The following is a 22772-nucleotide window of genomic DNA, read 5'->3' on the forward strand; positions in this document are numbered from 1 at the left end:
TCCATGGGGGCTGTGCCGAGGATCGGGTAATTGGTTGATTTATAGCCACTTTCGTCCGGAAGTCATTTACGTGGCGTGGAGATGGTGGTGACGGAGTTGCGGTGGTGGAGTTCTGCGCGAAGGTGGTGCGCTTCGAGGCTGAGTTGCTGGATTTACAACGTGCGGGCGAGGATAACCGCTCGCCCGGATCCGATTCGCGTGCCGATTGCGTGTGCACTCGATGCTCCGAGCAGGCTGGCGACTCCGAAGGTCGTCAGAAGCAAACCGTATGTGTAGGGGGCTGAACCCGAGCGAGCGGAGGGTGAACAGCGACAGCACAGTCAATGCGGCTCCGTTGGCGAGGAACCACACGTGTGTCGATGTTGCGAGCGGGTTGAGCGTGCGGTGGCGGTAGGTGAATCTCAGACCCTCACGCATTTCGTTCATCAGGTTGCGGGAGCGAGCAGTGGGTCGTGGCTCGTCTACGTCGAGACCGGAATTGAGTGCGACATCAGCGAGGTAGCTGATTGCGTCGACGGCGATCACGACGGGAGCGCCGAGCAGGCCTACGAGTGCGCCCCGACCGTTGGTCCCAATGTCGTTGCTGCTGCGTCGGCTTGGTCGAGTCGAGCGTTGGCTTGCACCAGTTGACTGCGTGGAACCAGCCGGGGCAACAAGGACTGCATCGCAGCGAAGCCGAACACAGAGAAGGAGCCGAACAAGAGCAACACGATGACCAGAACCCAGATGTGCAGAAGCCCAGCGAGCCACAGGAGCGGAACAGTACCGAGTGCTACCGCTCGACCGATGCTGGCCCACACGAGGATCGGCTTGCGCCGCCACCGATCGACGTAGACCCCCGCGACCAACCCGAGCACCGCATAGGGGATGAACTGAGCCGCGTTCACCACACCGACTTCGAAGGGCGTCGCGTTTAGAAGCTGCACGACCAGAATGGGCATCGCCACAGCTGTCACCGACGAGCCGGCCGAGCTGATCACCGCGGCCGTGAGAAAGCGGCGAAACGATGAACTACGTTGTGGCGGCGTCACATTACTCATCCGCTACTCACGACGCTCCACGTAGCGGACGCCACAGGTCCGTCCCGTCCCATGAAGGGGACTGTAGTCGAGCACTCCCGATATAGTGCTGAGCCCGGGACGGTTGTTTGGCATTGCGAAGCTGACAGAAGTACTCGACATGGTGACAGGGGAGCGACTCCACCGACTCGAGGGAAGGTATCACCGTGACCGAAACAGCCTTTCCCACAAGCTTTGTCGCGATGCCCCGCACCGGAGAACGCGGCGGGTACGAGAACGAGTGCTTCACCCATTACGTCCAAGGCAACGGCGGCCGCTGCTGCCTGCGAGGACCGATGGTCCAGTTGGACGTGGAATGGCTCGCGAACAACATGAACAGCGCAACGGAGCCCGAAACTGTTTGGCAGGTCAAGCGGACTGCGTGTGCGTCGCACCCACGCAGCGTCGTACTCGCGACCGAGTGTTTATCGAAGTGTCTACCGTTTCCGCTAGATCGACAGCAGTGCCGGGACGCAGACAATCGAGAGCAGAAGGAACGTCCCTGGGAATGCGATGTTGTAGTACACGCGAGTCTGGATGTGGCGGACTACCTCCTCCGAGGAAGAACAGGATAAGGCCGATCGCTGCGAGCAGCCCCACCGGTCAACCGCCCAATAGCCCGAGCATCAGATCGACCACCACCGGCGGTGGGTGGCCCTAGCAGCCCACGCCCCGGCTCGTCGTACCGTGCGCACCCCCCGACCTTCGTCAGGGGGACGGTCCCTATACGCCGCCTTCAGCAGCATCCTGAACGGGCGCACTGCTACGGCCCGACCGCGATGGACCTGCGAATACCCGGGAGCGGCATCGAGGCAACGCGGCAAAAGGAACAAAGCTAGCTCAATCGTTCGAGGACCATAGCCATACCCTGCCCTCCTCCGACACACATCGTTTCGAGGCCAAACTGCTTGTCGTGTGTGGTCAAGTTGTTCAGCAGCGTTGCGGTGATGCGCGCACCGGTCATGCCGAACGGGTGACCCAACGCGATGGCGCCGCCGGAAATATTCAGTGTGTCCTCGTCGATGTCCAATTCCCGCGCCGAACCGATCACCTGGACCGCAAACGCCTCGTTGATTTCGACGAGGTCGATATCGGAGATATTCATCCCGGCTAGGGCGAGAGCACGCTTGGATGCCTCGACCGGGCCCAGCCCCATGAGCTCCGGCGATAACCCGGAAACCCCGGTCGATACGACCCGAGCTAACGGGTTCAATTCCAATTCCTTCGCTTTGGTATCGGACATGATTACCAGCGCCGCGGCACCATCGTTGAGAGGGCACGCATTGCCCGCGGTGACGGTCCCGTCCGGGCGAAAAACCGGCTTGAGGTGGGCGACCGCCTCGTAGGTGGTGCTGATGCGAGGGCTGTCGTCTTTCGAGACCACGGTTCCGTCTGGCAACACTATCGGGGTGATCTCACGGGCAAAGAAGCCACTTCTGATCGCTTCCTCTGCGCGATTCTGCGAGCGCGCCGCCCACGAATCCTGCTCCTCACGAGTGATTCCCGTGACCTGGGCGACGTTCTCCGCAGTCTGACCCATCGCGATGTACGTGTCAGGGATCAAGCCCTCCTGTCGTGGATCTACCCACCGCTGGTTGCCCTGGGCAAGCTTCTGGGTTCGGATCTGCGCGTCTGCGTACAGCGGATTCTGGGTCTCGGTCAGTGAATCGGAGTTGCCCTTGACGAACCGAGAGACCGTTTCGACGCCAGCGGAGATGAACACCTCGCCCTCACCTGCCTTGATCGCGTGCAGCGCCATCCGGGTGCTCTGCAGCGAAGACGCACAGTACCGGGTGACGGTGGCGCCGGGAATGAAGTCGTAGCCCAGTTGGACCGCGACGTTGCGACCCATGTTGAATCCCTGTTCGCCGCCTGGCAGACCACAGCCCAGAATCAGGTCATCTATGTCGGTCGGGTCCAGCGCAGGCACGTTGTCAAGGGCCGCCTGGACCATCTGTGCGGCGAGGTCGTCCGGGCGCATTCCTACCAGTGAACCCTTCATGGCACGACCGATCGGCGAACGGGCGATCGAGACGATAACGGCTTCGGGCATGAAAATTCCTCTCTAATTGTCGACGGATTTGTGGACGACACCTACTTCTTGTCCATCTAAATCGAGCGCTCGGGATGGCACGCCGAAGCGAAAGCTATCGGCGAGTTCATTGACTGAGAAAGCTCAGACTTCGAACGTACCGCCATCCCTTATCGTGTTGCAGCCCAGCATTATTGGCCAGCGCCTCGGTCCCGTGACTGTGCACGGCACCGTCAGGTCCACCCGGTTCGCTGAGCTGATGGGTGCGGACTATCTTGCGGTCTCCACTGGAAGGTGGAGCTCGTTCGCTAGCGCCGAGAGGGTGTCGTCGATGACGTTCAAAATCGTGTCGACTTCGTCGGAAGTAACGATCATCGGCGGGCAGACCAGGAAGTGGTCTCCTGCGGCGCCGCCGCGTGTGCGCCGCGAATAGATGATGAGCCCTCGTTCGTAGGCGAGCTCGACGACGCGACTGTACGCGTTCAAATGCGTCGGAAGTGGCTCCATGGTTTCCCTGTCGCTGACGAACTCCGCCGCCAACAGCAGCCCTTTGCCGCGCACATCTCCAATGAAGGGGTAGCGCTTCGCCAACATCCGGAGTCCGTCTTTGAGTCGGGTTCCCATGCTTGCTGCATTCGCGACTAGGTTCAATCTGTCGATCTCGGATAGGACTGCCACTCCTGCTGCGCAGGCGAGAGGGTTGCCTGCGTAGGTGTACCCGTGGGCGAAGCCCCCCGCTTCCATGATGGGCGCCACCAAACGGTCCGATGCGATCATCGCACCGAGCGGTGCATAACCGGCGCCGAGCCCTTTCGCCATCGCGACGATGTCGGGACGACACGCCCAATGATCGCCGGCGAGGTATTCTCCGGTGCGGCCGGCACCGCTCATGACCTCGTCGTGAATGAGGAGAATGCCGTAACGGTCGCATATTTCCCGCACGCGGCCGTAGTAGGTGTCCGGCGCGACCAAGGCTCCGGTCGAGGCGCCGCCGACAGGTTCCATGATGAAGCTGAGCACAGACTCAGGGCCTTCGTCGAGGATCGTCGACTCGAGCTGGTTGGCGTATCGGATGCCTCGCTCTTCGAAGCTGAGTTCGTCGCGGTCCAAGTAGGCGGTTGGGGCCGAAATTTTCGGCATGGTTTGGAGCATTGGCGCGAATGGTGTTGTCAGGGCGTCGTAGCCGGTTACCGCGAGCGCTCCGAGCGTGGATCCGTGATACGAGGGGAAGCGTGAGATCACCTTCCACCGGTTGTTTTGGCCTGTCGCTACGGCCCACTGTCTGGCCAGTTTGAGCGCTGATTCGGTGGCCTCGGAACCGCCGGAGACGAAGAAGACCTTGTCTAGGTCGTTGGGCATACGTTGGACCAAGTCGGCGGCCAGTTGCTCGGCCGGTTCGTTCTCGAAATGCGTGCGGTAGAGGAATGTTGCGCGATCGAGTTGGTTCTTCATTGCAGTGATCACATTGGAGTTCGAATGTCCGATGTTGACGACCATCGCTCCGCTGGACCCGTCGATGTATCTGTTTCCGTCCCCGTCCCAGATGTATATCCCAGCTGCGTGCGACCCGCATGGACGTCGCCCATGGGATTGGTAGAACAAGTGGGATTTGGCTTGTGACGCTACCTGCATTGTTTTCGTTCTCCTCTTTCTGGCTTGTCGCTGGTTCGTCGATCGGGTGGTGAGGCGAAGCTGGCCGGATTGGACACGCAGGGACGAGCACTGCGATCGGATGTAACTTGGCACCCTGACGGAAGATTTGTGATCATGATGGCATACTTTTTGTGATCACAAAAGCGTGGATCTTCGTTCGGCTTCACCTAATGTTCGGTTCCGCCAACTCGACCTGGGCACGCGCTTGGGCTCTCGAGCCACGGGAACGACTACGGCAGGACAGTCGCGGAACACCTACGGTTCAACGATTCATGCCTTGAAGGTTGCTGTAACGGCAGGCAATGCTTCAATAACGACGTCTAGAAATCTTGACCTCGACCTGAAAGTCATACATGCACGACGTCTCCGCAGAATCCACATCAGGCGGCCTGGAAGAGCTGGCCTATCAGCGCCTCAAACAGGCGCTGGTGCTAGGCACATACGGGCAGGGGGACCGCCTGTCGATTCGTGGTGTCAGTGACTCTCTCGACCTGAGCCCCATGCCGTGCCGAGCAGCGATCCGACGGCTCGTACACGAGAATGCACTCGACACAACCCGGGCGGGCACCGCAATCGTGCCGCATCTGACCCGGCGGGAATTCGAGGACCTCACTCTCATGCGTATTCGGCTTGAGCCCCTGGCCTTGCAGCTAGGTGCACCGAAATTGACCTCCGAGAGTTTCGAGCGTCTCGGCACGTTCGTTCACCACCACGACGTCGCCCGCCTCGCCGGCGACACCCTCGCTGCGCAGCAAGCGGACACTGCGTTCCTCTTCGAGATTTATCGCGCTGCCAACTCCCCTCTCCTTCTGCGATATATCGAGGGTCTCTGGCTACGACGAAGCCCACTCTTCTGGGAAGCGAGGTGGATTGTGATGGGAAGCAGCGTCGGCCGCGTTCTTCGCCATCGAGAAATCATCGATGCCCTGCGAACAGTCGACGTGGATCTCGCGGCTGAGCTCCTGGCCGAAGAGATCCGGGCGACGGCGGATTTACTGTTGGCGGAGTTCGACTTTCGTATTTGAAGCGAATCATCGGTAGGTACGTTGAGCGATTGGGACTGCGTCCAGCATCGAGCGGACGCGCCCGAGGAACGCTGCCTCGGCGGCGTCGAAACTGCGGCGCGGATTGATCACCAGATGGACCTCGGTCGACAAAAGCTCGGATGTAGGAAGTAGCGGCCACAACAGCCCCGACTCGACGTCGGCACGTGCGGTATGCACAGGCAATGCCCCGATGCCCAGGCCCGCGGTGATCATGCGGCGGACCTCGAGCAGGTTCGCCGACACCCCTCGCGGCTTGGGATCCAGTTTGAACCGCTCCCGGAGTTGCCGTACCCGAAAGAGTGGGCCGTTTTCCAACTCGGTCTGAAAAGACACGGCCGTTCTCCCTGCCAGTTCGGGTAGCGCAATGCGTGTTCGCCCGAACAATTCGTGCCCCGGGCCGCAGTAGAGTCCGAAGTATTCGCAGTAGAGCACATGACTTTCGACAGCAACGTCCTCGTCACGCATCAAGCAGATACCGAAAGTGGCTCGGTTCTGCCGTACCCGACTGAGTACGTCAGCACTGTCAGTCACCACGGTTGAATATGTCACGTCCGGGTGGGCCGCATTGAACTGTCGCAGCACTTCGTCGAAGTGCGGGCTCACTACGTGACTCGCTGCAGCAAGGGACACGTGGCCCGATACGGATTGCTCGGAGGCCACCATAAGGCTGGGTATTCGCGAGACTGAATCGAGCATCGCACTACTTTCCCGGTAGAGTGCCGCCCCCGCCGTACTCAGCGAGAAATGGCCCGGGCGTCGGTCGAGCAGCTGGTGACCTACTGTCTGCTCCAAACGCTTCAAAGCACTACTGACGGTGGGTTGGCTCAGGTCGAGAAAGTCCGCCGCGCGCGTGATCCCTCCCTGTTCGACGACAACAGTGAAAGTTCGCAGGAGGTTCCAGTCGAGGGACCAGAGGAACGGTTGTTCGTACGGTCGCATAATAGGCTCCGAGAATGGTCGTCGCGCACTGATATAGACCTCAATGATAGGTGGGTATGTGTGGCGTCCCACAGCGCAACGGGGGAGGTAGCTGGTCATCGGCATGTCAGCGCACGTTGTCTGTCATCGTGCTGTCCGTGCGCACGCAGGCCTTCCCGAATCCGCCGCCATGAAACGCGAATGTTCCAGCGCGGCAACCCCCCATCCAATTCATGGGTGTCCGTGCATCAGTTGGCGAGGTCTCGCCACTGCATCGCAGTTCGCGCGATGCTCAAATCCTCGTCATACGTCGCGGCCAGCGCGCCGTACGAGTGTGATCGCGGAATGTGGGAAGAGATTCGCTCTGTGAATAGACAAGATCAATTCTCTCTATAGTCGAACATTTCTTTGTTCTCTAATTGAGGACGTTGTAATCTTCATCACGACCCGCACACATTTCGGTCGGCAATGGCCAGGTCTTCTCTCCTTTCCGCGTACGTGAGCACTCTGCGTAAGTGATCACTCAGCACATCGAGAATGCGACCGCGCTACGCGGCCCTACGAATGCACATGGATGGTTCGTGTTCACACTCCCGAGTAAATTTATCCGTATCGAAGAAGCTGTCTCCCAGATCCGGGACGGTGCGGTAGTGATGATTGGCGGATTCGGCGCGCCAGGCACTCCGTTTCTCCTCATCGAGGAGCTGGTCCGGCAAGGGCCACGTCACCTGACGATCATCAAGAACGACGCGAACGAGACCGGCTCGGGGGTTGATTGGCTCTTGGAGAATGGTCAGGTCGACCGCATCATTACCAGCCACATCGGACTCAATTCGAACGCTGTCCACATGATGAATGAGGAGCGGATCGACGTCGAGTTCGTACCGCAAGGCATTCTCGCTGAACGTATCCGAACCGCGGGCGCAGGACTGATCGGCTTCGTCACTGACGTGGGAATCGACACCGAGATCGCGACGGGCAAACAGTGCGTCGAAGTCGGCGAGAAAGTCGGAATTCTCGAGACTGCGCTCGCTGCCGACTTCGCGCTCGTGCACGCCGCGAAGTCCGACCCGTTCGGGAATCTGACGTTTTCGGCGACGGCGAGAAATTTCAACCCGATCATGGCGATGGCAGCCGGTCAAACAATTGCCGAAGCGGAGGAATGCGTCGGTCTAGGCGACATCGCGCCCGACCATGTTCACCTTCCGGGCAACTTCGTCGACCACGTCATCGACATGTTCGAACTACCGGAGGTCCCCAATGTTGTTGGACGCTAAGGAATCGATGCTGCGCCGTGTGGCAGCGGACATTGTCCCCGGAATGACCGTAAACCTCGGCATCGGGCTGCCTACAGGGGTGATCCAGTACATCACCCCTGGAACCTCCGTCTGCCTCCACTCCGAGAACGGTATCGTCGGAGTCGCACCGACAGCGCCCGGTGACACCCCGGATCGCAATCTCGTCGACGCCGGCGGTGCCTATGTGACGCACCTGCCAGGTGCTGCCTTCTTCGATAGCGCAGTCAGTTTCGCGATCGTCCGTTCCGGTCGAATCGATCTCACACTGCTCGGCGCCTTTGAGGTCTCCTGCCACGGGGACCTGGCCAACTGGAAGATCCCGGTCAAATTCACCCCCGGTATGGGCGGGGCCATAGAACTCGCGCAAAAGAGTCGTCGGGTCGGCGTGGTTACGTCCCATGTCGATCGTAAAGGTAACCCCAAAATCGTTTCCGAATGCACGCTTCCGCTCACGGCACGAGGACGCGTGAGCCGGATCTACACCGATATGGCGGTCTTCGACGTCACTCCAACAGGGTTGAGCCTGATCGACATCGCAGACGGTATCAGTGTGCGGGAACTGCGCTCGGTCACCGGAGCCGAATTCGTCATCTCTGCTCTAAACCCGACTACCTTCGTCTAAACGAGAGCCCAAATACCTATGCAAACAACCAAATTGGACATTCTGCACGCCGTCGACGAACTATTCGACCAAGAGACAGAGTTCCTTGCAGAACTCGTGCGATACCCCTCACTGCGCGGCAAAGAGGCACCCGCGCAAGTATTCGTCGCCGATGTCTTGGCCGAGCGCGGATTCGAAGTCGACAGCTGGAATCTTGACGTCGACGAAATATCGGCAATGCCCGGCTTCTCACCCGTACCCGCAGCCTACGACAACGCCGTCAACGTCGTCGGAACCCTCCGCAGCAACACTCGACGTGGAAGATCCCTAATTCTCAACGGACACATCGACGTTGTCCCCCCAGGACCTCTCGAAATGTGGACCCACGATCCCTTCACTCCCACCATCGACGGCGGGTGGATGTACGGTCGCGGCGTCGGCGACATGAAGGCTGGACTGACCACCAACCTATATGCCCTCGAGGCCCTCCGAAATCTCGGGAAACGGCCCGCCGCCGACGTCTTCTATCAATCGGTAGTCGAGGAAGAATGCACCGGCAATGGTGCCCTCGCTTGTTTGCACCGCGGATACCACGCTGACGCGGCATTGATCTCCGAGCCGTTCTCCGAATCCCTCGTCGCTGCACAAGTCGGCGTGCTCTGGTTTCAAGTGCGTCTCAGAGGCCGCCCGACTCATGTCGCCTACGCAGGATCTGGGGCCAACGCCATCGAAGCGGCAATCCCACTCATTGCCGCGCTGCACGAGATGGAACACGAGCTGAACACCGAAGCTCGGCGCCACCACGCGTTCGCTGACCAAGAGCGCGCCCTGGCCCTCAACATCGGCAAGATCCACGGAGGCGACTGGGCCAGTTCGGTGCCTGCATGGTGCACTTTCGACGTTCGGATGGGCCTGTTCCCCGGCCAAAGCATCGAAGCATTGCGGGCCCATATCGAATCCGTCATCCACGATGCGGCCCGGAAGCACCCCTTCCTGGCCGACAACACTCCCGAGATCGTGTACGACGGCTTCGCCGCCGAGGGGTACGCCCTGATCGACGACACGACTCCGAACGCGGCAAACGCCCAGAACTTGCTCGAATCAGCTCACCGAGACGCCACGGGGAAATCGTTGCAGCACAAGGCGATTACCGCAACAACCGATGCGCGTTTCTTCGGACTCTATGCAGGCACTCCCGCGCTCGTGTACGGACCCCACGCCGAGGAAATTCACGGCTTCGACGAACGGGTTGATCTCGAGTCGGTCCGCCGCGTCACTCATGCGACCGCGTTGTTCATCGCGTCCTGGTGTGGACTTGAGGACGACAAAAACAGATCGTGAATACTACTGCCGCCCTTGGCCTTACCGCTCAAGCCGCAAAAAATTGCACACCGAAGTTCTCTCACGAAGTGCCAAATCGGGCACTCACCGCTCGCACTGTCCGCGCCTACCGGAGCGAACAAGCATCGAGATGGAAAGGCGCTCATGGTCAGGCCTTGAAGAAATGAGGAATACCCATGAACACCGCCACTCGTTGAGAGCACTTTTCGTCGCGCTCGAAGACTGTGGGGAGACGCCACGCGCTCACGGCACTCACCGAGTCGATCGGCGGCATCACCTAGGAAAGATCAGGGCCGCCTCCCCAAACACCTGCCCTGTAAGGCACAAATCCGAGGATCGATATGGACATCCCCCCGATCAACAAAACACTCACCGAACCGACACCGGAGTCAACGATGACCCAAGTTCCCGGCGCGCCCCTCCTGCGCGCATCAATCAATAGCCGCCAAATGAGCATGATCGCGATCGGCGGCGTCATCGGTGCCGGCCTCTTCGTCGGCAGCGGAAGTGTCGTCAATACCGCCGGACCGGCCGCGCTGGTCGCGTACACAGGGTGCGGTTTGTTGGTGGTTCTCATCATGAGAATGCTGGCCGAGTTGTCGGTGGCCTCACCGACCACCGGATCGTTCGCCGCCTACGCCAGCCGAGAATTCGGTAGTTGGGCCGGCCAGACGATCGGGTGGCTGTACGCCTACTCATGGTCAATCACGGTAGGTATCGAGGCCGTTATCGGCGGCGGTTTGGTGCATGAACTTTGGCCGCAGACCCCCGCCTGGTTGGCGGCCCTCGTGTGCATGGCGCTCCTGACGGGATGCAATCTGCTCACGGTACGCGCATACGGCGAGGTCGAATTCTGGTTCTCCACCATCAAGGTAGGCGCCATCTGCCTCTTCCTGATCCTCGGAGTCGTTGCCATCGCTGGCTGGTTCCCGGGTGTCCCCGCGCCGGGTACCTCGAACTTGCTCGGAGACGGCGGTTTTGCGCCACACGGATGGGCAGCGCTGTTGCCCGCACTGCTGGTCGTGATGTTCTCGTACAACGGAACCGAAGTAGTGACAATTGCCGCCGGAGAAGCCGTCCGACCCGCTGAGGCGGTGCGCAAGGCCATGCGGTCGACCGTCCTACGTATCCTGACCTTCTACATCGGCTCGGTTGCCGTGTTCGTCACACTCATGCCCAGCGATGATGCCTCGATCACCCGCAGCCCATATGCCGCTGTGCTCGAAAAACTCGGCATCCCCGGTGGCACACTGATCATGCAGTTCCTGGTCCTCGTTGCTGTGCTGTCCTGCCTGAACTCGGGCATCTACACCTCGTCAAGAATGCTGTTCGCGTTGAGTAGCAACGGTGAGGCCCCCGCGGCGCTCACCCGCACCTCACGTCGGGGGGTACCGGTGAGAGCAATTCTCGCTGTGTCGATGGTGGGATTCGTCACCGGGGTTGCGAACTATTTCTTATCGACTTCGTCCCTTTTCGTGCTCCTGACCGGCACCACTGGCTCCATCGTGGTTCTTGTCTACCTGTGCATTGCCGCCACCCAGATCCGAAGCCGCTCGCGGGCACGTCGTGAGGGCGTCGAGCTTCCGGTCCGGATGTGGGGGTTTCCGTACATCTCTTGGGCGGTGATCGTTCTGCTTCTCGCATTCACCGCAATGCTTGCGATCAACACGGAGACGCGACCACCCCTAGTCCTGACCCTCATCGCAACATCGGTGGCCATGGCCTGCGCAGTCGTACGCCAACGGCGAACTCCATCCCGAACAGACACTGCCCACACAATTACTGCACAGTCGAAACTGGCACAGAACGACGCGGTCCGCGATGGACGGAACTGACGATCCCACACGCTGCTGGAGTCGAGAACGGTTGTGTCGCGACTTACCACTTCCCATCCAAAGAGGCGATCGCCGAACACCTCATCTCAGACTGGAACCACACCCTCGACGAAACCATCAGCGAAGCACTGGCGGCCAGTCCGAGCAGCACAGCAGGGGAGAAGCTGACAGCGATCTTTATCTCGCTCGCACAGCGCATCGGCGAAGACACCAACCTGCGGGCCGGCATGAAACTCACCCTCGAACCCACCATCAACAACGGCGCAGCATTCGCACACTGGGTCGACGTCATCAGCGACATCATCGAAACAGCCATCACCGAAGGTGAGCTCACCGACACTCCCACCACACACCGACTCGCCTGGAACCTGTGCGTCGGCACCATCGGAGCCGCCAACGCATCAGCAACCTTGAGAGAAGACGTCGACCTCGCGACCCGCATCGAAGACACCGTCACAGCCCACACAAAGGCTGCAACCCATCTTGATCGGGAATCTACAGCTCGGAGACAACCCGGGGGGCAGCATCCGGAATGAGATTGCCCTGCAGGAGTTCCGTGTGACAGGAGAACCGTCCGGTTGAGTTCTTCAATACGGCTCGTGCCGCCGAGGGAGACACGGCACCTGACTCGACTTGTTTGAGCAGATCAAACAGCTCTCGAGTGTCGATTACCAAACCATCAGGGTCAGCGAATGAATCGAGTTGGTCGTCCGCACCAGCAAAAATTTCGGGTCGGCCTTCGGGGCTTTGCGTACGGAAGATGTTGGCTACGTACCACATACTTCCTGCGTCACACCCGTGTCGACGCTCGTAAGCTCGTCGGTGTTTCATCACGTCCATGAGATCGTTGGACTTTGCGCCCTTTGCGTAACCCTTCACTTCGACTATCGCACTCCAGTCGTCCTCGGACACCAGGAGGTCGGCGGTCTTCGCCACTCCTTCGCTCACGAGTGCGTCAAGATCGACAACATCGAATTCGAATGCCTTGAGCGCGTAGGCCACGGCGTCGACGAGTTCATCACCTGTGGCCATCAGCAGCTTTCGCTGAGGCGATTGCTCAACATCACCACTCAGTACGTCAAGTTTGAACTCGGACTCTCGGATTGCAGAGGTCAAGTGATCGATCTGTTCTCTTGCAGAATCGATTTCGTTCCGTAACGTCAGCACGCGCTGCTGTTGGTCCGCGGACATCCACCGTGCGTCGGACGTCCAGCTCGGCGACGAGGGGAAGCGGTTCGGGTCTTGTGCATTCCATTCGGTAAAGGCCACACGAAGAATCGCGTCCAACGCATGATCAGCTTCCTCGGGGAAGTACCACACCTCGCGGGCACCGCGATGAGGTCTATAGATGACCGCGATCGCCTCGCCATCAGCGTTCTCTAGAAGCGGTTGCCATTCCACGTCCTCGATGCTGTAAGACCGATGCAACACTGCTCGTTCGTGTGGGTATTGCGGCAGGAGCGGAATGATGTGCCGTTTCACGAGATTCGCTCGCTCCTCGCTCAATCCTTGAGGAGGTAGCAGTTCATGCCCGGGCTTGAGCTCGGTTCGGAGCACACTGTAGGACTCGAACAAAGAACTAGCAGGACCCGAGATGCCGGACCTATTGCCAGCTGACCCGCGGAAGCTTCCGAGTGCCTTCCCCCCGATTTGAACCACGCGTAGCTCGCGCGAGTCGGGAAGCGCAGGCAGAAAGGGCGAATTTCCAATTGCGACGATCGAGTCCCAAGTTTTCCATCGAGGCGTGTTCCGTACAGGCGTAATGCTCTCGGTGTACTTCGACACTGCCGCTGTGATCCGGTCCTCGACGCCCTCGTTACGACCCCCGACGAGCACGCACGGCGGCGGCAAAGCGTTCACTATGTTCAACCCGACTACCCTTCAGAACTAGCCATAACTCGCGGAGACCATGCCTACTCGGTAAATCTATGGCAAGGGTGATCCGGGCTCGTAGGTAACAGCGGCATGGAAGCACCAAGGTCGTCCAGTGGGCCTCGCAATCTCGGAATTGCCCTCGCGTCAGCGACAGCTGGAATCTCGTACGACGCGACCGCACGCTCGATTCTGACTAGATCCTGTCTGTTTCCCTCGACTCGGGCCGGGCGAGACAGTGCCCGAATTGGTGCGTGCAAATCGTTCGTTTTCTCGGACACAAAGACGTCTCCGGCAACGGTCCGACTTTCGAAATTATTTGGCACGTTCTTCCCTGAATTATTTGGCACGGCCGTAGCCGTCGGACACTCTCACCTTGGGATCCTCGGTCGAGCAGGAGGCGGGAAGTATCTCGGGCCTCTCACCGTGTTGGGATCCGCCAACCCGGCATCCTCAGAGCCTCCGAACAACTCCTCGACGCGGCGACTGTTCAGAAAACCACTGATCAACTGCCACAGTTCATCCGCGTACGCCGGGGCGTCTGGACCGACCAAGCGCAGCAAGAACACGAACGCATCATCATCGTCGAGGGCGGCCACGATGCCGTGCTCGGCGATCGCCCCCGCGTCATCGGGGTATACCCCACCCAGGGACTCCAGCCCATGCAGATAATCGTCGAGGTACCTGTTCGGGCGCATCCCCTCATCCTTGCACCATGATCACTCGTGCAAGATCGCAAGCCGGACCCACCGCTAGGGCAACGCAGCCAGTAGGTCCTCTTCTCGTTCGATCGTTTCTAGGACCCAATGCAGTCGGTGAAATCCGTTCGATAGGGGCGATGACGACAGCCATCCACCTGCGCCCCTCGACGCCCGGTGTCCGCGTGCAGACAGATTTGGCCCCAGCAGACCGATACGAGCGCTGGATAGGTCATAGCCTGTAACGGCGTACACCAGTTTCAGAGAAGCAATACATCTGACCGCGAAAAGGAAGAAACATGCCATCCCGTGTCAGGCTTGCGATTGTCGCCGGCTGCGTTGCCGCACCTCTTGTCGCAGTTGGGGTCGTTGCCTTGAGCGAAAGATCGAGTGAGCAGAGCCTCTCGCCTGGCGAGATCGTCGTGATCGGAGCCGAAGGTCCAGATGCTCAAGACGATCCCCATGAACCGCCTCCCACTCTGAATCCTTATGCAATCGACTACCCGCTTCCCACCGCCACTCTCGAACTCGACTTACGCGAAGTCGAGAGATCGGTGCATGCACAAGCGGTCGCAGACTTAACGCCAGCTCCCGTCGACCGGGCACAGTGCCTTCAATCGCGCGTTCCGGCGAAACCTGGGATCAAGTTTTCCTGCAACGTCTACACGACCAATGAAGACAAACGGACATATTTCGTGACTGTCGACGATGCGCTCGGCAACTACACCATTGCGCCCACCTAAAACTTTAATTGCGGGATGAGATGCTTGCCAAATGGAGAGTGATCAGTTTTTACAGGATGAGTTCGCCTGGGTCGAGGAGGACGATCGCTTCGATCTCGGACTTTGCTTCACACTGGTTCATTCCACCGATGTCGAAGCCGTGCTGGAGGTCTTCGATTCGGCCAATCCTCGGAAGCTACGCAAACCAACCGAGATGGGTACCGAAGAGTGGTTGGACTCGCTTGCCGACGAGGACACTCTGACGATGCGCCATGCAGCCGCGGTCGGCGACTGGACGTGGATACTCGAGGAACTGTCGATCGCCGCCATACTGCCCCCGTTGCCAGAACGGCTGTCCGCTGCTTTCGGCACCAGCATCACAGTCCAGTGGGATGTCAACATGCTGTCCACATTCGTTCTCGCACGCGAAGGCGTCGTCGAGCGTCGGTTCGAACTCGGCCGGATAGCGGATCCGTCCGATCAGAGAAGTCTTGAAGGCTATCTCGACGAGGAACTGGGACTTGACTGGGAACAATGGATGTCTGCCGGCGTGTGCCTACAGGCCCGAATTGCAGGGGTGACGTCGCTGTCCGAGATGCCGATCGAGCCCATGATCACCGAAACCTGCACATAACCCCCACCACACCAGTCGGAAGAAGCTCGGAGTGACCATCGAACGACACCAATCAGTCGTTGACACCGACTATCACCAGTTCATGATCGAAGCAGGCCCACTGCGGGAGCTGATCCACGGCCAAAATCCCGACTTTCCGCTCGCGATGTTCGCCGGCGACCTTTTACGGGTAAATGTGGGTGTCAAAAGCGGGCCGGTGAATGTCACCGTCGAGGTACACCACACGCCGCCCTTCTATGACGACAGCGCATGGGAAGACTCCGTCGAAGGCGACCTGACTCAGGCCATTGCCCACCGTGTAAACATCGTTTCGTTCTGGGACAACATGAACGCAGACGGGAAAGCAGCCGATATTGTCGGGTTAACACCACCAGGGGAACGTCGGTATCGCGTGCGGATCTACGCCCGCGGGAAAAATATCCGATTCGATGCGCATCACGATGGCGATCCTGTCGAGGACTACCTGATCCAAATGTGGCCCACAGCAGAGGCCGAATCTCCCCGCCAGATAAAGCACACGTCCGGAAGATAACCTCGCGCTTTCACGACGACTGCCGCCAGCAGATCGCATCTGCGCATCCGGAAGCTGTAAAGTTGATCTCTTCGTCTCTGTGCGGAGTCATCAGGAGTAGACCCGTGACCAAGCACCCCGAGAGGACTTGCCTACACTTCGCTTTCGCCGACACTGCACGACATGGGTGAACTCCAGCCAGTACCAGTCGGTGACGACGGTATCGACATCCAGGCAATTCTGCGCGGAAGCAGAATCCCCCAGCCCGGGTATCGGGCAGAAATCGGTGGTACCCCGGTCCGGATCACCGTCGCCCGGCGCTGCGTCGACGATGACGGAACATTCATTCCTGACACCGGAAACAGAATGCTCAGCTTCGCCGTCACGGATTCTGTTCTGCAACCTTCGACCGCTATCGACGTCGTGCGGCACGCCGCACCGGTGAACCTGGGACCTGTCTACATCTACGTACCGGATCTCGAGAAGACATGGTCGAGATACCTTGTTGCCGCGTTCTTCTCAGGTTCTGGAACGATGACCGAAGCCCCACCGGATTTCGATTGGCGCAAGTACTCCAACATGTTTCGGGACTTCACTGTGTACCGTGCGGATAAGATTCTCGGCCCTCTGACACCGGTGTATCACTCCCTGAACCGCGATTTCTATCAGCCGTACATGGACCGGCGAGGAAGATACTGGACTCTTCGTGTCACCGCGCCACCCGAAAGTTCCGGTCTCGGCGAGGCATTCGCTGCCACCCTCGGTGCCTTGTCTCGCAGGTCCGCGATCAGAAGCGACATTCGGCCCCTCGCCCTCGAATGGCTCCGCGGCGGAATCGTCCGGTTCACCTTTCAGCGGATCCTCAAAAAGCGATGCTTCCAACTGGAGTTCGAGATCCCCAGCCTCAATCAGATGACGTTCGGCCGCTTCCTTCCACCCGGCTGTAATCCGACTATTCGCGAACCCGCCCAGTTTGCTGCAGGATTCGTCTATCGACTCTACGAAGCATCAGCCGCCTCGTATTCGCTGTTCGGGACGGAAGTTGTATGCGATGAGAGAGGCAACCTTCGGCGTTGACAGGTGTCGAGATCGCTCGGCCCAAGGATAGGAAGCGAATCACGCCTGAGCTCGCTTCTCGGGTTTGGGTGTGCGTTTTGACCGTCGACAAACTGGACGATTTGCATCTGGTGAGACACGCTCGCTTACTCGGGTGCCGTCGACTTCCATACCTGCAACAAATAGCTTTCCGGAATCGACGAATTCCCATCGTTTTGATTCGCTACCCTGCCTCGAGTAGACACCCGCATGGTGTACGTACCGGCACCTTCGGTGGTGATGGGCTGTTCGAAACCCCTCGCATACGAGAACGAATTCAGGTCGTACACGTACATCTGACCGTCTGCAGTCGAGAATTCGAGATCGAATGATTCTTCCCAACCCTCATCGTCTGGTGGTGGCGATTGCACCGAATTGACGGTGACGTCGACGCGGGGCCCGTACTGTTTTCCGGTGTGGATGATGACGACGCCGTCACCTGCGGATGCACCTCTGCGCGTGTCGTCGGCCGAGAATATCGAGTGTGGGAGTTGCGGCATGCCCGTAGGGCCTTCCGGCCAAGTCGCGATCGGGCCGGCGATCATCAGTTGACCATCAGGGGTTTCAACAGACCCCGACTGGCTGTGGCGGTTATCGGACGACTCGATTTCTTCCTCACCAGGTGAACAAGCCATCAACGCTCCGGCCAACATCAGGATCGTCCAGGCCGTACCCAGTGAGCTTCTCATGCTCTCGAGCTTGCCATGTCGGAGCTCACGCGAAATCAAATATCCGTTCGTTTGGACGAGCATCAACTCGAACTCGCTCTGAGCACGATTCAGTTGCCACGCCCTCGTGAGTAACCAGAATCCACTCGGTGGGGTGCGTGTCGTCGTGCTTGTATGTGAACGATTGACCCGTTGCAGCCTCGTCGAAATCGACATGCTCGTGACCGCCGACGCCGTCACCGAAGTGCCGGCCACTATTTGAGCCGGGCAATTACGGATACGCGACAAGGGCCGGTGAGTAATGCGTTCACCGGCCCTACGCGTACGAACTCGACCTATGTCACCAGTTCTGGAGGATGTAGATGTTGTTGTTCCAGATCGCAGGATCGGTGAGCGAGAAGGAGATTTCACCTCGGTGGGACGCTGTTTCCTCGACCAACTGATCGATGCTGGCGTAGACGTGCTGGCCGTCGCCCTTGTAGATCGAGCCTTCGCCGAGGGCGATGCTCCAGTAGTCGTTCGGAACGACCTCGAGGAAATCCGCGGCATTGGTGTCGGCAATGAATTGAGTTTCGTTCGGATCGAATCGAACACCGACATAACCGTCTCCGGAATACGGCGTAGCAGCAGAAGCGGCACCCGCCCCGAGGAGAGCGACAGCACCGGCCGCGACCGGTACCAACAGCGCAGCTACAGCCATACGTGAACGGGACATGGAAACCTCCTGTGACGCGAAGGCTGCATCGACCGCAACCAACTTGATGTAACCGACGGTATCGCAAAATCCGGTAACCGAACATTTGCGACAGCATGACGTCGGTCACGTCCGCGGTAGTGGAAAGCCTCGCAATACGGCTACTCATACTTTATGACTAGGCGAAACAAGGCTTATCGCCCTTCAGAGCGGACGTGGAAACGGGCAACTTGCCGTTTTCGGCTCCCGATGAGTAAATGCCTGGCACTCAACCCGGTCGGTCGGATCACCTAATGCATCCGCCTGCCCGGCGGCCCGGCTACCTGCGGTGTCCCCCGAGGAGAACTCCGCTTCGCTCCGTCCGGAAAAGCGTTCTATTTGTTCCCTTACCGTTTTTGCTGGGCGATGATGGCCGAATATTTGTAGGTTCGGAGCTGCCTGGGGACGCCGGGTATGGCTCTTTTTGTTTCTGCTGTGCGCATGGCTGAAGGAGAATGGCCGCCCGGTGTTGTCGACGACTCGACCGCTCATTGAGAGACGCGAACCATATCGCTGTGTAAGGACACGACGGAGAGGTCGTCCATCAGGCTTTTCAGCCGACTCGACAACCATCGGAGGGGTGCGTGTGAAGCTACTCTGGGCAGGAATCGACGCAGGTAAAGCCCACCACCATTGCGTGGTGATCGACAGCGACGGAACGCAATTGTTCTCCCGCCGTGTCGCGAACGACGAAGCGGATCTGTCGACGCTCGTCGACAGCGTCCCTGATCGCGATCGGATACGCATACGCTCGGTGGATGGCGCGCAGGGTGGTGTTCGATCCGACTGAGTGGGAACTGTTCGATGAGCAGCGGCAAGGTTTCGACTGGACGCTTCTGCAGTCGGGGTTCGTGTTCCGGTACGCCACTCGGTTCCAGTTCGACAGCGCGTGCACACGACTCACGGACCTCGGCTATCTGGTGCATGAGGTCGAGGCGCAGGAATGGGCCTCGGTTGAGGATATGCACGCCGCGTTCGCAGCGTCGATGTCGTTCCCGGACTACTACGGAAAGAACCTGGATGCGTTCAACGATGTCCTCAGTGATGTCGCGACTTTCAGCTATGGCAGCGATCCTGCGACGGTGGGAACTGTCCTTGCGATCGCGGACTTCGACGTGCTGCTGCACATCGACCATCGCACCGGCCGGAAGATCCTGGAGATCTTCGCAAGGCAGGCGCGCCTGGCGGCTCTCTACGGCCATCCGATGCTGTGCTTGGTGGAGACAATTGCGGCTGATCTCGGGACGGTCGGAGATGTCGATGTCTACGAGGGCACGGTGTGGGATACACCTCCGGATCCGCCGGTTCCTTTCGAGGAAGCTGACGTCCTCGAATTCGGGTTTCGGATTTATGCCACGTCCGATGAGGCTGCCGACTATGTGTCTGCACTGGATCAGGTGATCGCACCCGTTCTCGGCGAGATCGGTCGGTGGCAGGTTCTCGATCCCGCACTCGTACCGGAGAATTCAGTCCGTTTCCACCGAGAACATCCCAGTGCACGGCGACTGCCCGGCCAGCAATTCTGGGACGTCTTCATCGGTGTCCGCGGAGTGGGGGATGCCATGGTGCTGGGCGAAGAGGTCTTTCGCGCCGTCGAGCGGGCGGGCATGCTCTTCGAGCAGATGTCACAGACCTTGTACAAACTCGGCTATCAGGAAGCCGCGTTTGAGAAGTACCAGGAGTTGGCCGACTTCCCGAACGGTATCCGGCAAGTGGATTCGTGACTGGTCCCCGATCCGGTAACGGAGAGTGACCGGAGTGAGGATTCTGACGCGTTCGTGAGAAAGAAGCATGACGCGATGTAAGAACCTGCAATCAGGGAGCCCGCACGCGTCAGCGAAGCTTCGGCGGCGATGTACCGGTCATCGTTCCTGAGTCGAGCTACCGTACCCGGCAATATGATCGACCAGTGCTCAACCATGCGATGGAGTCATGACACAGCGGCTTCTCACGGTGCCGATTGTGCTCAAATCCGACGTGCTGCCCTACACCACGCCTTTCCATCTGGGTGGCCAGATTGGTGTCCACCTGTCCTGGACGCCCACGCTGGGACGCTGGTGGTGCGATCTTTCGGAGGGATGGCGCTTAACCATGCCGTTTCGGTTGCACTCGGAAATCGCAGCCGAGACCCGCGATACATACCTCACGCAGGGTGGGAGACCTGTTGCCGTTGACGTGGTGGCGGAGTTGGCGGGAGTCCGGGTCGCGACGACGGTTGATCTGCCGCTTCCCGCTGCGCATCGTATCGAGCTGTCCGGAGCGCTCAATGTATTGGAACCTGCTGATCGGGTCGACGGCAGACCGAGCCGGGCTCGCGTGCTCCCGACCATTGGCAGGGTGGACCGCATCCGGATGATTTCCGTCGCGATCGGTATTCCTGCCGAAGCTCCCGACGGGTGGATCGCGAGCCAGTATCTATCGGGAACTGCGCGCGAGTACGAACTCCGCCGGAGTCCAGTGGGCGTGTACACGTATCCAACTGCTGAAGGTGACGAGGGCGATTGCCGCGAAGAGCTCCTCGTGGTCGATCTGATGTGCGAGGAATGAGGCCGTCCGGGATCTCCCGTATAGGGATCGTCCACCGGTCTCCGATTTTCCTGCTCGAAGTCTCACAGATTGTCGTCTCGGAAACGATCGAATGAGAGAAGACCACTAGCACATAGCTTTACCAAGAGTTGGTGGCGGTCGGGGCCAGGCTTTTGTGCTGTACATACGATCGACTCATTCCGCGGATATCTCTTCGATATCGCGGAACACCAAGTTGGAGGTTGAGATTGTGAATCGCCCTAGAGGTGTCGCTGTAGCAGCTGTCGCGGTTGCGGTTGTTCTCCTCGGTTCGTTCTTGGCGCTGACCAATCGAGGCCAGCAGTACGACGATGGTGCGAGCAGTGGTCCGTTCAGCTCCAGGGCTTGGGATTTCGATCCCGACGGGACCGTTCATGAGAGCTTCGACCTCGACGGCACGATTGCGCCCCGGGGCGGTACCCCAGCGAGTGGCGTCGTCACCATGTGGAATGGCGAGGAAGGCTGGGGAGTCATCGACTCTGCGGACACACCGGGCGGTTGTTGGACCTTCTACAGCGCCCTGCACCCCGACGAAGTCCTCAATGCTCAGCCGGGCGACAGTTTCAAAATCGGCGGAGGAATCCATGGTCTCGTCGTGGGCGAGCAGGTCGACTTCGAATGGGAGCCGGCCATCGACCAGGACGGATACAAATTCCGTGCGATCAAGGTCAGGCCGCAGCGCGAGATCCCGCCTTGGCACGTCGAACGAATCGGTAGGTAGCGCTCGGAGTGGACTCATCGGCGACGTAGTCGATGCCGCAACGGACTACCTACAGTCCGGCCTGGCTGCGGGCTGCAGATACTTGGATTGAAGCATGACTGAGCTTGAGGCTCGACCGCCTATGTCGTCAACGCCGGTCGATCTCAACCCTGGGTATGTCACCCTTCAGGTGCTTCACAAACCGTCGAATAAGAGACATCCGAATATGCGCGTAATTACCCAACCGATCAATCGGCGGCGAAGCCGTGCGACGGATTCACCGTTCTGATTCAGTGGTCTCAATGAACACACGAGTGAGCCAAAGATCGCACGTTCGCTTCCTAGCGTTTGCTGCCGGTGGCCTTCTGAGCATCGCCGCAGACCGTTCAATCTCTCGTCGGAATCCGACACGTCGAACAGTGGTCTATGCCGCGGGGCTGGTGGGCGCTGCAGTTGTCTATCCGATCTCGCACCTGGGGCGTACTGCGGATTCGGCTGTGCTCACCCGTGAGTGGATTGCGGTGTTGGCGACGGCAGCGGTCTATGTCGGTGCGAGCATTCTGCCGGCACAGGGTGCTGCGCGGCTGACCGCTGGCGGATGGCTTGGGCATGCAGTTTTCGATCACGGACACGATCGAGGTGGGTCTTCACGGCTACCACAGTGGTATCCCATGCTGTGCGCTGGCTTCGACGTTGGCGTAGCAGCGTTGCTGTGCGTGTCGAACACTCCTGTGCCATCGAGAACCACCGCGTAGCCGCAGAATCCGGGCCAGCCCATTCAATTGCGCATCG

General features: G+C 59.4%; 23 protein-coding genes. 15 read left to right on the top strand and 8 right to left on the bottom strand.

Features of this window, described 5'->3' with window-relative positions; translation table 11 throughout:
* Positions 1-545 precede the first annotated feature (545 nt).
* From ACN50D_RS12620 to ACN50D_RS12630, 3 genes are all read right to left on the bottom strand, one after another.
* Positions 546-1040, bottom strand: a complete 495-nt coding sequence (locus ACN50D_RS12620; protein ID WP_249343096.1) for an MFS transporter — start codon at positions 1038-1040, stop codon at positions 546-548.
* Between the two features lie 853 nt (positions 1041-1893).
* Positions 1894-3111, bottom strand: coding sequence for an acetyl-CoA C-acetyltransferase (locus ACN50D_RS12625; RefSeq protein WP_212633685.1), 1218 nt, complete (start codon positions 3109-3111; stop codon positions 1894-1896).
* Positions 3112-3360: 249 nt separating this feature from the next.
* On the bottom strand, positions 3361-4722 hold the full coding sequence (locus ACN50D_RS12630) for an aspartate aminotransferase family protein (protein ID WP_165639483.1): 1362 nt from the start codon (positions 4720-4722) through the stop codon (positions 3361-3363).
* Positions 4723-5096: 374 nt separating this feature from the next.
* Between ACN50D_RS12630 and ACN50D_RS12635 the strand changes: the two genes are divergently transcribed.
* The gene (locus ACN50D_RS12635; protein WP_212633686.1) at positions 5097-5768 is read left to right on the top strand and encodes a GntR family transcriptional regulator; all 672 of its coding nucleotides are present in this window, start codon (positions 5097-5099) and stop codon (positions 5766-5768) included.
* A gap of 6 nt (positions 5769-5774) precedes the next feature.
* On the opposite strand, the gene ACN50D_RS12640 is transcribed toward ACN50D_RS12635, so the two are convergent.
* Positions 5775-6728 (bottom strand): LysR family transcriptional regulator, encoded by a 954-nt coding sequence (locus ACN50D_RS12640; RefSeq protein WP_212633687.1) that lies wholly within the window; start codon positions 6726-6728, stop codon positions 5775-5777.
* Positions 6729-7222: 494 nt separating this feature from the next.
* Here ACN50D_RS12640 and ACN50D_RS12645 point away from each other — a divergent pair, with 494 nt between their 5' ends.
* From ACN50D_RS12645 to ACN50D_RS12665, 5 genes are all read left to right on the top strand, one after another.
* On the top strand, positions 7223-7984 hold the full coding sequence (locus ACN50D_RS12645; RefSeq protein WP_212633688.1) for a CoA transferase subunit A: 762 nt from the start codon (positions 7223-7225) through the stop codon (positions 7982-7984).
* Positions 7968-8627 (top strand): 3-oxoacid CoA-transferase subunit B, encoded by a 660-nt coding sequence (locus ACN50D_RS12650; protein ID WP_212633689.1) that lies wholly within the window; start codon positions 7968-7970, stop codon positions 8625-8627. Before ACN50D_RS12645 ends, ACN50D_RS12650 begins: the two co-directional genes overlap by 17 nt.
* 18 nt (positions 8628-8645) lie before the next feature.
* Positions 8646-9947 (top strand): ArgE/DapE family deacylase, encoded by a 1302-nt coding sequence (locus tag ACN50D_RS12655; RefSeq protein WP_212633690.1) that lies wholly within the window; start codon positions 8646-8648, stop codon positions 9945-9947.
* 395 nt (positions 9948-10342) lie between these two features.
* Complete coding sequence (locus ACN50D_RS12660) at positions 10343-11782, top strand: amino acid permease (protein WP_283245749.1); 1440 nt, start codon at positions 10343-10345, stop codon at positions 11780-11782.
* A 227-nt stretch (positions 11783-12009) separates the two neighbouring features.
* Positions 12010-12318 (top strand): hypothetical protein, encoded by a 309-nt coding sequence (locus ACN50D_RS12665; RefSeq protein WP_249343097.1) that lies wholly within the window; start codon positions 12010-12012, stop codon positions 12316-12318.
* Here the strand turns inward: ACN50D_RS12665 and ACN50D_RS12670 are convergent.
* Both ACN50D_RS12670 and ACN50D_RS12675 read right to left on the bottom strand, forming a co-directional pair.
* Positions 12278-13183: a hypothetical protein gene (locus ACN50D_RS12670; RefSeq protein WP_419970229.1), complete on the bottom strand. Its 906-nt coding sequence runs from the start codon at positions 13181-13183 to the stop codon at positions 12278-12280. The genes ACN50D_RS12665 and ACN50D_RS12670 overlap by 41 nt on opposite strands.
* Before the next feature lie 842 nt (positions 13184-14025).
* Positions 14026-14352 carry a hypothetical protein gene (locus ACN50D_RS12675; protein WP_212633693.1) on the bottom strand — a complete coding sequence of 109 codons (327 nt, stop codon included), beginning with the start codon at positions 14350-14352 and terminating at the stop codon, positions 14026-14028.
* 299 nt (positions 14353-14651) lie between these two features.
* Between ACN50D_RS12675 and ACN50D_RS12680 the strand changes: the two genes are divergently transcribed.
* The 4 genes from ACN50D_RS12680 (at position 14652) to ACN50D_RS12695 (ending at position 17296) form a co-directional block, all read left to right on the top strand.
* Positions 14652-15095 carry a hypothetical protein gene (locus tag ACN50D_RS12680; protein ID WP_212633694.1) on the top strand — a complete coding sequence of 148 codons (444 nt, stop codon included), beginning with the start codon at positions 14652-14654 and terminating at the stop codon, positions 15093-15095.
* 31 nt (positions 15096-15126) lie between these two features.
* Positions 15127-15708 (top strand): DUF6461 domain-containing protein, encoded by a 582-nt coding sequence (locus tag ACN50D_RS12685; RefSeq protein WP_212633695.1) that lies wholly within the window; start codon positions 15127-15129, stop codon positions 15706-15708.
* A gap of 31 nt (positions 15709-15739) precedes the next feature.
* A complete protein-coding gene (locus tag ACN50D_RS12690; RefSeq protein ID WP_136472928.1) occupies positions 15740-16240 on the top strand; it encodes a hypothetical protein in 501 nt (166 codons plus the stop codon).
* A gap of 162 nt (positions 16241-16402) precedes the next feature.
* A complete protein-coding gene (locus ACN50D_RS12695) occupies positions 16403-17296 on the top strand; it encodes a hypothetical protein (RefSeq protein WP_249343098.1) in 894 nt (297 codons plus the stop codon).
* A 125-nt stretch (positions 17297-17421) separates the two neighbouring features.
* Here ACN50D_RS12695 and ACN50D_RS12700 read toward each other — a convergent pair whose 3' ends face one another.
* On the bottom strand, positions 17422-18003 hold the full coding sequence (locus ACN50D_RS12700) for a hypothetical protein (RefSeq protein WP_136472926.1): 582 nt from the start codon (positions 18001-18003) through the stop codon (positions 17422-17424).
* 106 nt (positions 18004-18109) lie between these two features.
* Between ACN50D_RS12700 and ACN50D_RS12705 the strand changes: the two genes are divergently transcribed.
* A complete protein-coding gene (locus tag ACN50D_RS12705) occupies positions 18110-18244 on the top strand; it encodes a hypothetical protein (protein WP_283245750.1) in 135 nt (44 codons plus the stop codon).
* 78 nt (positions 18245-18322) lie between these two features.
* On the opposite strand, the gene ACN50D_RS12710 is transcribed toward ACN50D_RS12705, so the two are convergent.
* Positions 18323-18697, bottom strand: coding sequence for a hypothetical protein (locus tag ACN50D_RS12710; RefSeq protein WP_212633696.1), 375 nt, complete (start codon positions 18695-18697; stop codon positions 18323-18325).
* Positions 18698-19301: 604 nt separating this feature from the next.
* Between ACN50D_RS12710 and ACN50D_RS12715 the strand changes: the two genes are divergently transcribed.
* From ACN50D_RS12715 to ACN50D_RS12730, 4 genes are all read left to right on the top strand, one after another.
* Complete coding sequence (locus tag ACN50D_RS12715; RefSeq protein WP_212633697.1) at positions 19302-19505, top strand: IS110 family transposase; 204 nt, start codon at positions 19302-19304, stop codon at positions 19503-19505.
* Complete coding sequence (locus tag ACN50D_RS12720) at positions 19474-20439, top strand: barstar family protein (protein WP_212633698.1); 966 nt, start codon at positions 19474-19476, stop codon at positions 20437-20439. The genes ACN50D_RS12715 and ACN50D_RS12720 overlap by 32 nt, the downstream gene beginning before the upstream one ends.
* A 208-nt stretch (positions 20440-20647) precedes the next feature.
* Entirely contained in the window at positions 20648-21262 is a 615-nt protein-coding gene (locus ACN50D_RS12725; RefSeq protein ID WP_212633699.1) for a hypothetical protein, read from the top strand.
* Between the two features lie 229 nt (positions 21263-21491).
* On the top strand, positions 21492-22001 hold the full coding sequence (locus ACN50D_RS12730; protein ID WP_307850529.1) for a hypothetical protein: 510 nt from the start codon (positions 21492-21494) through the stop codon (positions 21999-22001).
* Positions 22002-22772 lie beyond the last annotated feature (771 nt).

The sequence above is a fragment of the Rhodococcus sp. SB1D genome (genome assembly GCF_048573875.1).
In the GTDB taxonomy this organism is placed as follows: Bacteria; Actinomycetota; Actinomycetes; order Mycobacteriales; family Mycobacteriaceae; genus Rhodococcus_F; species Rhodococcus_F qingshengii.

What these genes read in the sequence shown, in the direction of transcription:
- ACN50D_RS12625 (WP_212633685.1), bottom strand. Translation starts at nt 3,111, where the DNA reads ATGCCCGAAGCCGTTATCGTCTCGATCGCCCGTTCGCCGATCGGTCGT.
- ACN50D_RS12695 (WP_249343098.1), top strand. Translation starts at nt 16,403, where the DNA reads ATGGGTGAACTCCAGCCAGTACCAGTCGGTGACGACGGTATCGACATC.
- ACN50D_RS12680 (WP_212633694.1), top strand. Translation starts at nt 14,652, where the DNA reads ATGCCATCCCGTGTCAGGCTTGCGATTGTCGCCGGCTGCGTTGCCGCA.
- ACN50D_RS12685 (WP_212633695.1), top strand. Translation starts at nt 15,127, where the DNA reads ATGGAGAGTGATCAGTTTTTACAGGATGAGTTCGCCTGGGTCGAGGAG.
- ACN50D_RS12725 (WP_212633699.1), top strand. Translation starts at nt 20,648, where the DNA reads ATGACACAGCGGCTTCTCACGGTGCCGATTGTGCTCAAATCCGACGTG.
- ACN50D_RS12620 (WP_249343096.1), bottom strand. Translation starts at nt 1,040, where the DNA reads ATGAGTAATGTGACGCCGCCACAACGTAGTTCATCGTTTCGCCGCTTT.
- ACN50D_RS12720 (WP_212633698.1), top strand. Translation starts at nt 19,474, where the DNA reads ATGGCGCGCAGGGTGGTGTTCGATCCGACTGAGTGGGAACTGTTCGAT.
- ACN50D_RS12700 (WP_136472926.1), bottom strand. Translation starts at nt 18,003, where the DNA reads ATGAGAAGCTCACTGGGTACGGCCTGGACGATCCTGATGTTGGCCGGA.
- ACN50D_RS12650 (WP_212633689.1), top strand. Translation starts at nt 7,968, where the DNA reads ATGTTGTTGGACGCTAAGGAATCGATGCTGCGCCGTGTGGCAGCGGAC.
- ACN50D_RS12660 (WP_283245749.1), top strand. Translation starts at nt 10,343, where the DNA reads ATGACCCAAGTTCCCGGCGCGCCCCTCCTGCGCGCATCAATCAATAGC.
- ACN50D_RS12640 (WP_212633687.1), bottom strand. Translation starts at nt 6,728, where the DNA reads ATGCGACCGTACGAACAACCGTTCCTCTGGTCCCTCGACTGGAACCTC.
- ACN50D_RS12665 (WP_249343097.1), top strand. Translation starts at nt 12,010, where the DNA reads ATGAAACTCACCCTCGAACCCACCATCAACAACGGCGCAGCATTCGCA.
- ACN50D_RS12710 (WP_212633696.1), bottom strand. Translation starts at nt 18,697, where the DNA reads ATGTCCCGTTCACGTATGGCTGTAGCTGCGCTGTTGGTACCGGTCGCG.
- ACN50D_RS12675 (WP_212633693.1), bottom strand. Translation starts at nt 14,352, where the DNA reads ATGCGCCCGAACAGGTACCTCGACGATTATCTGCATGGGCTGGAGTCC.
- ACN50D_RS12635 (WP_212633686.1), top strand. Translation starts at nt 5,097, where the DNA reads ATGCACGACGTCTCCGCAGAATCCACATCAGGCGGCCTGGAAGAGCTG.
- ACN50D_RS12655 (WP_212633690.1), top strand. Translation starts at nt 8,646, where the DNA reads ATGCAAACAACCAAATTGGACATTCTGCACGCCGTCGACGAACTATTC.
- ACN50D_RS12630 (WP_165639483.1), bottom strand. Translation starts at nt 4,722, where the DNA reads ATGCAGGTAGCGTCACAAGCCAAATCCCACTTGTTCTACCAATCCCAT.